The organism is Butyrivibrio sp. XBB1001 (assembly GCF_000424505.1).
In the GTDB taxonomy this organism is placed as follows: Bacteria; Bacillota; Clostridia; order Lachnospirales; family Lachnospiraceae; genus Butyrivibrio.
In genome coordinates this window covers 1-13,561 of record NZ_AUKA01000018.1, presented here as the reverse complement: position 1 = coordinate 13,561, position 13,561 = coordinate 1, and the positions used below count along the sequence as shown (strand labels likewise).

Annotated in this window: 15 protein-coding genes; all 15 read right to left on the bottom strand. The window is 37.7% G+C overall.

What is annotated here, in order from left to right:
- Window positions 1–15: 15 nt before the first annotated feature.
- Complete coding sequence (locus tag G631_RS0113475; protein ID WP_155833930.1) at window positions 16–3,726, bottom strand: YobI family P-loop NTPase; 3,711 nt, start codon at window positions 3,724–3,726, stop codon at window positions 16–18.
- A 271-nt stretch (window positions 3,727–3,997) separates the two neighbouring features.
- On the bottom strand, window positions 3,998–4,150 hold the full coding sequence (locus G631_RS20990) for a hypothetical protein (RefSeq protein ID WP_155833929.1): 153 nt from the start codon (window positions 4,148–4,150) through the stop codon (window positions 3,998–4,000).
- An 11-nt stretch (window positions 4,151–4,161) separates the two neighbouring features.
- Window positions 4,162–4,359 (bottom strand): hypothetical protein, encoded by a 198-nt coding sequence (locus G631_RS0113465; protein WP_026489900.1) that lies wholly within the window; start codon window positions 4,357–4,359, stop codon window positions 4,162–4,164.
- A 259-nt stretch (window positions 4,360–4,618) separates the two neighbouring features.
- Window positions 4,619–4,930, bottom strand: a complete 312-nt coding sequence (locus tag G631_RS0113460) for an aldo/keto reductase (RefSeq protein WP_026489899.1) — start codon at window positions 4,928–4,930, stop codon at window positions 4,619–4,621.
- Window positions 4,903–5,424, bottom strand: a complete 522-nt coding sequence (locus G631_RS0113455; RefSeq protein WP_026489898.1) for a flavodoxin — start codon at window positions 5,422–5,424, stop codon at window positions 4,903–4,905. Before G631_RS0113455 ends, G631_RS0113460 begins: the two co-directional genes overlap by 28 nt.
- Before the next feature lie 88 nt (window positions 5,425–5,512).
- Window positions 5,513–6,259, bottom strand: a complete 747-nt coding sequence (locus G631_RS0113450) for a hypothetical protein (protein WP_155833928.1) — start codon at window positions 6,257–6,259, stop codon at window positions 5,513–5,515.
- Window positions 6,260–6,276: 17 nt separating this feature from the next.
- Window positions 6,277–6,486, bottom strand: a complete 210-nt coding sequence (locus G631_RS0113445; protein ID WP_026489896.1) for a PspC domain-containing protein — start codon at window positions 6,484–6,486, stop codon at window positions 6,277–6,279.
- A gap of 11 nt (window positions 6,487–6,497) precedes the next feature.
- A complete protein-coding gene (locus tag G631_RS0113440) occupies window positions 6,498–6,701 on the bottom strand; it encodes a hypothetical protein (protein WP_026489895.1) in 204 nt (67 codons plus the stop codon).
- A gap of 123 nt (window positions 6,702–6,824) precedes the next feature.
- Entirely contained in the window at window positions 6,825–7,169 is a 345-nt protein-coding gene (locus G631_RS0113435) for a phenylpyruvate tautomerase MIF-related protein (protein WP_026489894.1), read from the bottom strand.
- Between the two features lie 175 nt (window positions 7,170–7,344).
- Entirely contained in the window at window positions 7,345–7,938 is a 594-nt protein-coding gene (locus G631_RS0113430) for a hypothetical protein (RefSeq protein ID WP_026489893.1), read from the bottom strand.
- 224 nt (window positions 7,939–8,162) lie between these two features.
- Complete coding sequence (locus G631_RS0113420; RefSeq protein WP_026489892.1) at window positions 8,163–8,639, bottom strand: MazG family protein; 477 nt, start codon at window positions 8,637–8,639, stop codon at window positions 8,163–8,165.
- A 492-nt stretch (window positions 8,640–9,131) separates the two neighbouring features.
- Window positions 9,132–11,270, bottom strand: coding sequence for a DEAD/DEAH box helicase (locus G631_RS19265; protein WP_051197252.1), 2,139 nt, complete (start codon window positions 11,268–11,270; stop codon window positions 9,132–9,134).
- A 1-nt stretch (window position 11,271) separates the two neighbouring features.
- Window positions 11,272–12,423, bottom strand: a complete 1,152-nt coding sequence (locus G631_RS0113410; protein WP_035789845.1) for an ankyrin repeat domain-containing protein — start codon at window positions 12,421–12,423, stop codon at window positions 11,272–11,274.
- A 116-nt stretch (window positions 12,424–12,539) separates the two neighbouring features.
- Window positions 12,540–13,196: a C39 family peptidase gene (locus G631_RS0113405; RefSeq protein WP_026489890.1), complete on the bottom strand. Its 657-nt coding sequence runs from the start codon at window positions 13,194–13,196 to the stop codon at window positions 12,540–12,542.
- A gap of 133 nt (window positions 13,197–13,329) precedes the next feature.
- Window positions 13,330–13,561 (bottom strand): transposase (locus G631_RS19260; protein WP_035789844.1); only part of this gene is annotated, 232 nt, incomplete at its 5' end.

The window sequence follows — 13,561 nt, the reverse complement described above, 5'->3', positions numbered from 1 at the left end:
TTTTTATCATTCTTTTCAGCTTCCCACTTTATTGACCTTAGCTGCTCTTACTCTACAAAAGAGCATTGTTTTTGTCTCCTTGTGATTTTCATATTCAGAAAATTCACCAAAAACCTCTTCCTCCCCTACACTTGTCAAATATCCTTTTTTCTTAAGTTTATTAAGCAACTTCTCATTGTAGCCAGTCTTGTCTAAACTAACTTTATGATTCGTTCTCAGTGCCAACGAATGGTATACAGAAGCAAGTTGATTGAACAAAGCTGGCAATTCTTTATTGTCTAACACTTCAATATGATTTACCAAAAGTTCATACTTCTTTTCATCTGGCAAAATATTCCATGCTGCAAGAACACGTTTTTTATCCACACCGCCTTCATGATGCATAATAAATAGAGCGATCTCTTCTGTGATATCACTTATATCACATTTTTTCACAAGCAAAAGGCATTCGTCATTAGAGAACTCTTTTGACTCAAAAATTAGGCCATATGGAATACATTCAACAGGAATCTCATCTAAAGCTTTAATAATTTCCTCTTTATACCTTTCAAATAGTACAATGCTCAAAGAAGGAAAACTCTCCTTTACTCTCTTCACTAGTTCCAAAGAGAAAGGGATATAACGTAGATCCAACAACACCTTAAGATTAGGCTCTGGAATTTCAGCTAAATCCATATTACATTCTTGGTCTTCAAAGCATTCTACAAACTTTCTATACTTGTCATCTTGAGACCACTCGCAAAGAATGAGAGTATTTACCAACTTTTCATCAACCTCAAAATCTTCGCCAAGGAGCTCATCCAGGAATATTTCAATCTTATCAAAAATGATTTCTGTAATCCCAAACAGGTTATAGTATGTCTCGATAACATTCCAATTAATCTGAAGCTTATCTTGTTCCATCATGGAATCGATTATTTTATGTATTCCAATCTGACCCACATTGTCTTTTGCATTCATAGCTTCTTTCAGCCTATCTAAAGACTTAAACACAGTATTTTGCTTTGAAACAATATCTATACATATTCGAGGATTAAAGCCTATTCGTTCAAATATCTCTTCGATTGCTTCCTGAGTTTCTTCACAGTTTTCTTCGGAAACCACTATATTTTTTACATAGTCATCAATGTTCTCGTTGATATAATTCTGGATACAACCACTTTCCAGAGACCTTATCACCGTGTAATTTTGTAACTTGGATCGTTCATATGATTCGGGAGATATATATTTTATAATTTCTCCAACCATAATCGGATTAATTTCGTATGCATTGTTTTGATAAATGTAATCAAATAGCTCTGGATTAACCCCCTCGAGTAACGTATTTCTTAACTTAATATTAAGAGTCTTCAATATCTCTACTAGCTTACTATCTGTACACTCTTTAAGCTCATTAAATATATCCACCCTCTCAATCATATATGTAGAAACACTACTATCTACATCCTCCATACTAACAATCGCCTCAGTAGAAGCATTCTGCATCACCAGATCGAAATATTTCACTTTTTCTTCATCAGGAATAGTTTCATCGCATTCGATATCTTTCCACATATAGCAATTGAACTCTGCTACTTTGTTTATAAACGCTGATGAATTTGATGGCTCCGCTTGAATATATCGCTGTATGAACTCTTTGGTTTCCGGCGTTCTCATCGAGAGTAATCCAAATAACTCTGTTGCCTTAAAAGAATCTCTTTTCTTAGTAACCAAATACGTTGTCAAAGAAAAATTCAATATTTCTATCTGTCTAAATTCATGAGGAACCAGCTTATCTACTACTCGATCCGGATGCATCAAACATTGTGCATAGTTCTTTATTCCACCATAGTTTCGAAGATTTAAAATAAATTCATGTTCATCTGGAGTTATGCTATCTGGATGATAATAATTTATATAATTAACATATGTCTCATCAATGTAGCCATTTCTAAGCAAAAATACCAAGAGTTGATTATTTAATATAAGATTATGATCTTCAAAAACAGCTTCAGAGCTATAATCTTCGATTAGTTTCTGTAACCTGGTTGCTTTCAATTTATATACTTCATTTTTCTTTTTCTCTATTTCTTTCCTTAACTCATTAATTCTTTCATCCGCACAATCCGATGCAACTTTCCAACGTTTGATATATCCAATATGATTCTTTGTATATTCTTTTTCTATGTCAGCTATGTTTTTATTAAAGCCAGTTCCAGAAGGTGTTGCGGCATAAACGACAAGATTCTCGTTTTCAAATAAACTTAAGTCAAAAGAAGCATCCATTATCTGATCATATGTGTATCTTGCATTTGTCTTAGTAAGCATTACTGCATTTATGCTATTATTAGGCGCAATGGCTTGAAACATGGCCTGCTTTATTTCTTGTACGTCTTTCAATATATCAGTTTCTCGGATTGACAATATTTCTTCTGCACTTCGAATGTCCTCTTCAAGCCTTTTATTCTTATCTGAAATAAAACTTTCTTTACAACTAAACGCCTCTTTTATTATGCCTTTTTCAGACTCAATATCTGCAAACTCCTTAGGATATAGGTTTTTGAATACCATAAGCGAAAACAGTTCTTCGTCCTTAAGGCTTAACGAATCGTCTTTTTTAACAGTCCTTTTATATGTAATAAACTCATTAACAATACTAGTAAGGACACGCATATCTCCGATATACGATGCAATCTTCGTAATATATTCATCCCCGATATCAATCCTTATACCCTTTTTTTCAATTTCGTCGATTCTACGCCTAAGTAAATCATCTGAGTTCGTTGCATTTATATAAGGGATAATAGGAATTATATAGTCAAAAAACTTTGTCCTATCTGTCCCAGTAGGGAAATAATCATCTCGTATTGCATACACAAATGTAATATGCCTTTTTATAGACTCATATCTATTAAGCAAAACATTTAATTCTCTAAGCTTTGTAAATAAATCTATAGCCTTAAAGCGATCTAAATCCTCTATAAAGACCACTTCGTAATCCGTTTCTTCAAAAAAATAGATTATTTCATCTAGATACTTATCAAAAATAGATTTATCAGAATCATCCTCCGTTTTTACTTTTGCCTTATCACTTACACTAATTTCCCAATTCTTCCATTTTGAAAATGTTCTTTTCAAGATATAGCTCACTATTCCTATAGAAGATGCTATCCAAGCAATAATCAATCCCCATCCAATTACATTTGGCAACTTAAGCTCTACTATAGAATTTTTTAAAACAGTGAATGTCTCTTTTACCTTTGTTAAATCAAGTGCAACACAAAAAGCAAAAACCAAAAATGCTATAGCTGTCACAAATGCATATATCTGCCAAAAAGAAATCTTATGCAATTTTCTATACCGACTTTGAGGAATTTTTTTGTAATCAACCTTATAAAACAGCTTTTTTAGAAATTCTTTTTCCACTTCTGTTGAATTATTGTTACCAGAATTAACATCATTATTCTTTTTATCGTCAAAATTAGCTAGCGATAACTGAAGAGCCTTCAGTTTTCTTGCCTTAATGTATGATTCGATTACGCTACTCTTTCCAGCGCCATATGGTGCAGATAAAGCAATGTTAGATATCCTTTTATTCTGTAATGCCCAATCCAATGCAGAAAAATATTCCGACTCTTCCCCAATATAATCCACTGGTGCAAAGTCACGATATAAGTTTTCGTTATCTTCAGTATTTTTACAGTTCCGCTTAATTATACTTTTCAACTTAACCCCGTCCTTTTTCATACACATATCTTTTCCCCATTTTTAATCAAGCACAAAAGTAAAAATCATCCTGTGCAGTTATGTATTCTATGATAATCTCAAATCACCATGTATTCTATAGTTTTATGAAAAACATAGCTAATTTCATTTTAGTTAGTACAACTCCCCATCCCTCTGGCAGATGTCATAGTACTCGTATGTCACGCAGAAGTACCGACAAAACTTGTCATGTCCCATGAGGCATTTCTTTACCCAATACAGTAATCTCTTCATCCGCGCTTCCCCTCATGTCTCAAAAAATGTTCATCAATAACACAGCAAAAGCAATGATCAAGAACAATGTGAACTTCACTGCAAAGAGTGCGATCTTTGCAATAGCCACATCAAATTTATCTATTGGTCTGCAGCATCTATTGCAAAAGAAAATGTAATGTTTGTTATCCATAACGTGCCTCCTTACCAGCCCATATCATCCATGTCATCTTCAAAATCGAGCCAAGCTTCCAGGCGATCATCTTCACTGTCACGCCTAAACTCTTTCTGTTTCCGCTCAAAATCCTTGCGCTCTTTCTTAGACATTCCGCCTACAAGGCTCTTATATTGCGATTCTGAAATTCTTACGTCTTTATCCTTTTCTCTTTTTCCAAAAAACATATTTTGTACCGCCTTTCTATGAATCAATTTGCAGTTCCACCCACAAATTACTTTTTCCATCTCTCCTGATGATGTTTCTGACAATAGTATCATCTCACACAACATGGTCTATAAAGCGGACACCTAAGAAGCTATCAAAGACTATCAAAGAAAAATAGAGGATCCTAAGATCCTCTACACTAAATCAAACTTTATTACAATCTTCTCCGGCAAATGAAAACGTCTACACGTATCATTATTTAGCTTAATACTACAAAGCCTATTTTTCAAAATCCGGTTTCCACCCTGCAAACTGAACGAGCTGAGCATCCGTTCTATGATAATATCTCTCATTCTTATCAAGCTTGGCAATTTCTGCCATTTCTTCATATGTGAGCATAAAATCAAGAATGTCCAATTTGTCCTTGATGTGATCTACATTTTTGCTTCCGGGAATTATTACAAATCCCATCTGAGTATGCCAGCGAAGTATAATCTGTGCTGATGACTTGTCATATTTCTTACCAAGCTCTGCAAATACAGGCTCGTTGATAAGAGATTTCTTTACATCAATCCATTTGCAGCAAACCACTTTTCTACTGCAGCCTTCGCATTTGCAGCCTGACTTCCAGTAATTGCAAGACCACTTCTCACCTCTGCGCCCTTAGCATACTTTTTTACATCACGTTCACTTAAGCCCATGCCGCTTCCCTCATTTGTGCAAAGAGGAAGAATGTTTTTCCCTGTAAAATCATATCTTTCAAGGAAAGTTGCAACTGCCATAGGAAATGTTCCCCAATAATTTGGATAAGCAAGCACAATGGTGTCGTATTCATCTATGCTATCTAAATAATTTGTAAGCTCAGGACGAGCATTTTCTTTTAAATCTTTCTTGGCTTCATCAATGCAGGTCATGTACACAGGTGAATAAGGATTTACCATCTCAATCTTAAATGTGTCTGCATCGATCAGTTCCTTCATCTGGTTAACAACGATTTCTGTGTTACCCACCTTTACATATCTCATTGCTCCACCAAAATAATTTTCATCCGCTCTTGAAAAGAAAGCGATTAAAGTTTTTGCCATGGTCACTACCTCCTTTGTTGTTTACATTACACCACGATTCCAGTACGGAAATAGTATGGATAGCTTTCTTAAATCTTGAATTTTCTGGCTAACGTACCGCTGTCATATACCTGCTATAAAGATCCGAGCAATGTTTGACTAATTGCAAGTATAAGCCTTTAATCTGTTCATTCTTAGAGCATAATAAGTAGTCTTCATCCTTCACAATCTTAATCCATGGAGTGGCAGCAAAATAATCCCATACAGAATCATTAGTTCTCTGCGATAAATGTTCCAAAATACTCTGCATGACGCTTAAATAATTACCACCATCTTCTCTTGCTTCACACAGTTTATCTATTTCACTTTTAAAAGTAATTAGAGATTTAGCTATGGATGATCCTGCATTATCATCATCACTAATATACCCTCCAAACGGAGTATGCCATCTTCTATCTGCGCAATTCCCCATCACACACTCCCTATAGATAGATTTCTTAAATAAACAATGTAATTCATGATAGTATTTGCTTTTAGAATAATATTCATCAAATGAATCACATAAAATATGTTTGCATATCTGAGCGTTTAGCGAAGTATCTGCAATATCTGTCTTTGACAACCAAAATGTGCAGTAATTGTCAGCCAAACCTTCTATAAAAACTTTGTCTTCATCATAGTAAAAATCTATTTTTCTATTGAACGGATTCGGCTTATATTTAACCTTATTAACAGGTTCAGAAGTTAGCATGTTTAACTTTCCAATATCAATAGCATCTGTATTATTGTTAAGTGTCTTGCCTTTAAATAACTTCATGGTTTTTGTTTCGTAACCTCTTTTTATCATCTTATTCAAAAGAGCTCGCTTTACACTTACTGATCTTCATACCTGCTAACGTAATCAGGCCTATTGTCCATCAAAAGTGCAGCAATCAAGTAAAATACTGCGCCTGAACCGCCTGATAATGTAAACACTACCCAGAGGATTCTTATTACTGTTGGATCCCAGCCAAAATACTCTGCGATGCCGCCGCATACGCCAAAGACTTTTCTATCATTGCTTCTATACAGTTTCTTTTCCATAACATTTGCCCTCACTTGCTTTCTTTACAATCAGAGTCAACTACTTCAATACGCTTATCTTTGTCATGTTCCTCTGTATGTGATTTCCTTCTGCACGCCACAAACAAAAGAAACATCAGCAGGATGTCATCAACAGGCCCCGGAACAAAATCCCTCGGCAAGATAACATAAACAACAATCAAAGCTACAATAAAACCTTTCCAAAAGCTGTTCATTGGCATCCTCCTTTCAATCAGCGCATTTCTATCTATTGACTATATTTTAGATTCGCAACGATAGGCGATAAATATCCAAATATGCATATTAAAGACGTTTAATAGGAAAAATGAGAAGTTACTTCAGAAATTACTTCCATTCCATCCCCAGTCATCAGATCCAAAGTACCTGATATACATGTGATCAGGAGCTATACCCAGGATATCACCATATATTCCTGTCAGTTCCTGCGTCATCTTGTTATAAGCATCAGACGGCGCACTTCCATAAACCTTAACTTCAATAAATGCTGTAGGTTGAGAATCATCTCCCCTGAAATACATAGGCACATCGCCTTCAATAGCCAGCATAAGCCAGCTCTCACTCTTACCTGGCAAAATAGATATTGCCTGCCCCAAGCGCTGCTTCAGCTGTGTTTCTTTTTCCTTTGATACTGTCACATTTGTTTTTGTTGAAATAAATGGCATGTCTTTTCCTCCTAAATAGCTTCTTTTCGCTTTTCTATCTGTTCCTTTACTTTTGCCTTTACAGCCTCCATAAAATGTTTGCAGCTCTATTGATCACTCTTTTCCGACAAGATGAACTATCTGAATTTGACTCTTACTTCCTCCCTATACTCAAAAGCTATTTAGGAAAGTGACATCATATATTAAGCAACAGATACAAGAAAACACAGATTACTGCTGTGCCAAGGTGCATCAAAACATATGACACTCTCCATTTACCGCCTCGATTAAAACCATAAAAATCTTCCCAGCGCTTTCCTTCTGGCGCAAATAGTATTTTATACATATATAGCGGACCATACAATGCAACTGGGATTATTCCAATAAATGACTTGGCAAAAGATATTCCTCTTCTCTCAAATACGCACAGCGACACCAGCGCCATAAGTGGCGTCAGCAGATGCATGAACAAATCCGATCCCTTAAACATGTACTGATATCCAAAAACAGGCCCAAGAAAAAGCAAAACTGTCATCATAGTCACAGCTACAGCAGAGGTCCCAATAATCTTTAAATAATACGTCCACTCAGCTGCAGGGAAAAGCAGCATAAAAAGAGCTGATACAGCGCACAAAGCATTACTCTGAACCGTAAAGAACCTGAAGGCTTCTCTTGCCCTTTGCAGGAACCACTTTCTGTCTTTAAAAAATAGCTGCACAGTAGATATCAGAGTTACCAAAAATATTATTAAATTAATTACAAAAGAAATGGCAGAATTATAGTTATTCATACTATTATTCTACCATCTACCTTGTTTTATATTCTATATTCAGTTTGAAAATATCCCCAACTACTCTACATCAATCATCACAATTTCCGGATGGTTGAAGAATCTGGGATAGGGCATTCTCTCTCGGCAAAGCCCGCGTAGCAGCCACTTCCATAGCTTTCCTTTATGATGATTATTCTCTTTTTCATTGCAATACTCCAACAATAGTATTTACCTATAATACATTAGTTTTTCTTCTTTTTTCTCTCTTCTGCCTTCCTGATCAGCTGGGTAGCCTCTTGGAATGCTGCAGGGAGGTATTCTTCATGCCACTCTTTACCTGCTTTTTCTTCTTTCTTAATTTTGTTCCAGGCTTCATGCATCTCTTCCTCAGATGCATACGTAACGCCGCCAAACACATGCGGATGCCTTCTCACCATCTTTTCCGATATGCCTTTTACCACGTCGTCAAATGTAAAAAGGCCTTCTTCCTCAGCAATAACGGCGTGAAACATTACCTGCAGAAGGAGATCTCCCAGTTCTTCCTTGAGATTTTCCGGATCTTTTGTCTCCTCCAGAATGTTTATTCCGCATACCACTTCAGCAGCTTCCTCAATAACTGGCGCTTTTAGACTTTCATGAGTCTGCGCTCTGTCCCAAGGGCATCCGTTCTCGCTTCGCAGTTTTTCAACTATCTCTTTTAACCTATCTATCTCAGCCATCCTTAAACTCCCCATAGCAGCTAATCTCCTGCAATCATGCGATAATATCAATTGTCATTATTATATTAAATACATCTGGATATCATCAAGTTCATCCTGGACTTGTTTATATGAAACTACGCCTGCATGCTGTTTTCGTATAAAGCCATTACAGTCTTCTCTTACACGCAACTATGCTTATCTACTATTTTCGTGTAAGAGTAGCAGTTCTACCAAACTTTGCTTACTTATATGAATTTACGTCTTTCAGCTACTTTCGTGTAAAGCCTCCACTTCTTCTCTTTTATACTTGCTTATATGAATTTACGCCTACATGTTACTTTCGTGTAAGTCGCCTAATTTTCTGGCTTATATGAAATTCTACTTTTTAATTTCTTTCGTACAATGGGCCCAGGGATTCCATCTCTAGGAATAATATTCCGCAAGATATCGACCTCTGGGAATAATATTCCGCAAGATATCAACTTGAATATGATATCTTGCGGAATATTATCAAATTACCACAGGTAAATATTTCTGCCGTTCTTTTTCTAATGCCTTACTGATCCATTCCTTGTCCATTATGTTATCAAAAGCGCCAGCCACAACAGATTCATCAGCATAGTTATCAAACTCTAACTGCTTTTCTTCCAGAATCAGCATCATATCATCATCAATGGTATCCGGGCACAAAAGCCTGTATACGAGTACATTTCGAATCTGCCCCATTCTGTATACTCTTGAAAGAGCCTGGCTTTCAAGAGATGGCTTGATCTGTGGTTCACAGAACACCACTATACTGGCTGCCTGAATATTCAGGCCAACGCCACCAGCTATTATCTGACTCACAAGCACACTTCCTCCAGGGGCATCTGCGAGCTTATCCACTAAAAGTTGTCTTGTACTCATCGCAGTATCCCCACTGATCACGCCTATGCACCTACTTCCCAGAAAAGCGCTGACTTTCGAGATTGTCTCTCTAAAAAATGAGTATATGATAACTTTCCTTCCCTCGCGCTCGGCCTGCTCGAGCAGTTCTAAAAGTCGCATGCATTTAGAAGATGTCGCCATGTCATCCTGCAAGAACGATACTCTTCTCATATCAGAAAAGCTTCCTCGTAAAACTGCCTCTCTGTATCTGTCCTTATCTACTTCCGTAAGGTCGCACCACTCTTGCTCCTGAGCAATCTCCGGAAGTTCCTTGAGAACCTGCTGCCTTGTTCTTCTGATATAAACCGGAGCAAGGCTTTCCTTAAACTGTGGCAGATGACTGATATTTGCCAGATTTTTCACTTCTTTTGTCATATCCGGACGAACAAAATCAATCAAATTGCACATTTCATCAACCCGGTTTTCCAGAGGCGTCCCGGTCATCAGAAGAATCCTTTCAGACTCATTATCAAGTCTTCTGATGTACATAGTTCTTTTGGCATCGGGATTCTTCATGTAATGAGCTTCATCTATTACCAGCATTGAAAGAGACATATGCCTGTCTATCCGATCAACTATTTTGCCCATAGATTCATAGTTGGTTATAGCAGCTCCGCCATTTTCCTGCCATCTGTCAAAAGAGTCATCAATTGTCTGTCCATGTAAAATAAAGGCCTCTATGTTACTGAACTTTTTAATTTCTCTTGCCCAGTTGATAAGTACACTTGCCGGGCAGACAATCAGAAAATAACATTTTTCATTTTCAGTTGCATGTATGTGGGACATAACGGCAATTGCCTGGATTGTCTTCCCAAGCCCCATCTCGTCGCCAAGAAGTACTTTCTTTTGATTCAAAATATATTTCGCCCCAAAGGCCTGATATGCTCTGAGTGTTCCCCTAAACTCATTGAGATTCAAATCTATTACATTTATCTCTTCCGCAAGCTGAGCTGGAATACTGTCATATACAAAAGGTCGGTTGCCAGTGGAGTTACCCAATTTTTCCAGGATTGCATAAAAATCAGCACCGCTCTTGCGAAATGATTCTTGCGCCTTAGCCCAAGGAGTATTGGAAGCTTCCTGGTACAGCTCAAGAATATGCAAAAGCCTTTCGAAGAAAGCACTGTTACAAAACTCATATATATCCTCAGCCATGGCAACTGTATTCTGCTTGGACACAGAACCAGAAAAAAGCCAGCGAAAACTGTTTCTGATCATTCCGCTATCTTTTATCTTTTGAGCATATGCATCCAGATTTGATGCGGCCTCCAAAGCATCTTTTCTAACTTTTTCACTATTAATATAATTTGCAAGCTCTGTGATAAGTGCAGCGTTATCATCAATATCAAGTCGTATCGTGACTTTAGCCGCAAGACTATTGGCGAAATCTGTAATAATACCTCTTATTGCCTCTGTCTGTTTTTCCCCAATACCATTAACAGTCTGAATCTCAAAATCAGTTGCCTGAGCTATCTGTCCCAGATTACGGTACCCTGCATCTATAAGAGCCTGAACACGGATTCCTGCCTTTGCATTTTTTAACTCGTCCACAGAAACCTCAAAAAGATCCTTCTGAGCTTGGTCTCCTGCAATCTTGTTGCATAGCTTCTTGATACTGTCCTCCTGAAGTAAACGTTCATTATAGATATTTTTATAGGCTTCATTTGTATCGTCTATTGCCTTTATTAAATTTTTCAAGTCTTTAAAATTTGGTCTATTCATATCATCTCTTATAATCCGCGTTTTCAAGCTTTATCGGCAGCGGATTCAGTGTAACCCACTTCACGGCAAGTTCAGTAAGTCTCCCTAGTTCTTTATCGCCTTTATCCTTAATGCCTTTTACAAGCTCTGCTATTTCCGCAGATTCTGCATCTGAAAGCTGCTGCCCCATTTTAAGATATCGCACAAACGCTTTTACCAGTTCTCCAAAATCCGAATCCCAATTTATACTGCCATTGTCCAGAATTTCATAAGATAGCCGGCCAGCAATCCTGATAACTTCTCCCTGCACAGTTGATGCGTGTCCACTGCCCGGAACCAGAAGATTCCACAGCTCTTGGTACTGTTTCTGCCATGTATCTGCCTTTGGCCTTATTTCGCTAACGCCGTCATATTGCTGTCTCCTGGGAACCCTTTGAACATCCAAAAGCTCGTACAGCTTATCCATCGCTTCATCCACCTGCTTCATGAAATCTGCATTAGCATCACTTCTTCTGAACTCTATATCTTTTGCCACACGCAGGAACTCATTCCTAACAGTGTCGCTGGCAACAACTCCCCTTCTCAAGAGCATCTCCGTTACTGGAGATAGCTTTATCAGATCTATCGGCAGAGCTCTGGCAAAAGCAGCCTCAAGCGGGGTGTGATGATGGAAATTCTCTGCATTTAAATCGGCACCTGCAGCCAGAAGCGCCTCTACTGCCTCCATGTGCCCGCTACTTATAGCTCTGGCCAGGGCGCAATCCCTTGTAGTACCTCCAACATAATTCACATCAGCTCCATTTTTGATCAGCAAAAGAGCCTGTTTCTCGCTTTCTTTACTGGCAATTCCCAGATGCTCCATCAAAGCCGTGCTATGGAACTGATCCTGATAGTTAATGTCTGCTCCTTGTTCCAGGCACCACTTGATCATATTCTCAGAAATCTTGTAAAAGAAAATGTTTCCTTTCCTATAGCCTCCATAGGCATTTATATCACACTTCTCAAAAACAGCTTTCACAGCCTCATCGTCACTAATGTAATTCTCGATATCTTTTGGCAGAGTCTTTCTTTTTTGCTTACCACTCTTCATATTTTGTATTTTAGGTGTATCAACAGTTTCTTCCGCTATCTCTTCTTTATCTTCTGCCTTCTTAAAAAAATCAAATATACTCATCTGTCTTTACGCTATCCTCATATTTTCTTTTTTGTCTTTTAAAAAGCAGCTACCTCGATTGAGATAACTGCTTTTTAATGGCCCTCGGGGACGGGGTTTGCGGTCCATTTTTCTTTTTACTCCACAGAATAAAGTGTGTTTTTCTCAAACAAACCGATGGCAAATCCCATTTTCAAAAACATTGGCATATGCTCATACGCCCGGAAGCTGGTGCGTTCCAAAAGTTCATCCAGCGTCAATACTTCGTAGTATCCGTAAGGGTTAGCAACTGTAACTGTATCGTTTGGAATATCTGCCCCTACAATCAGTGAATAGTGCAATGTCCATTCATTCCCATACAATGCCGCCCACTCAAAAGGAACAGGTTTACCGGATTCCAAGGTGTCGTACATGATATCGATAAATTCTGAATTTTTCACATACTTGTGCATCGTTGTGGTATATTCCGGGAACTGCTTGTTCATCTCCTTGCAAAAATTCTTGCCGCTTGAAGTCACGACCGTTCCATATTCATCGTACAGGCTATCCTCCGTGACGTTTCCACCATTCCAAGCAGAGAACATCTCAATGACCGCATATCCACAAGAAATATGCTGCTGGATTACTTCAACATTAGCAATTTTTACCGGATTCTGGTACTTGGGATCTGTATATACCGCAGAATAATCATCCTGAGTATAGTGTGTGCGAACACCCACAATCAGAAGCAGTATAAGAGGTATCGCCACCAATACACCTAGTATTATTCCTATGATCTTAGCTACTTTTTTCATCTTTTCCCCTACTGATATTCATGCTCTAATAAATATACTACATTAGAACATAATAGTGAACTTGTTTATATGACCATTATAACAACGTGCGAGAAAACCCCTTCCGATGAAATCGGTTGTGGGATGAATCGCACTAGCTTTTCTTTTTGTATTTCCCCGTCTTAATGTATTTGCGTTTGTGTTCTTCTGTTCGTTGCTCTTCAATGTATTTCTTAACAGTTTCAAGTGAAACACTTCCAGTAGTGGCACAAAAATAACTTGCGCTCCAGAATGGTGAATCTCCCCAAAGGTATTTCTCCACGTGTGATCTATATGTATTCCTTACTTCCTTGGATAATTGTGATTTTAACGAGTTGATGAGCTTC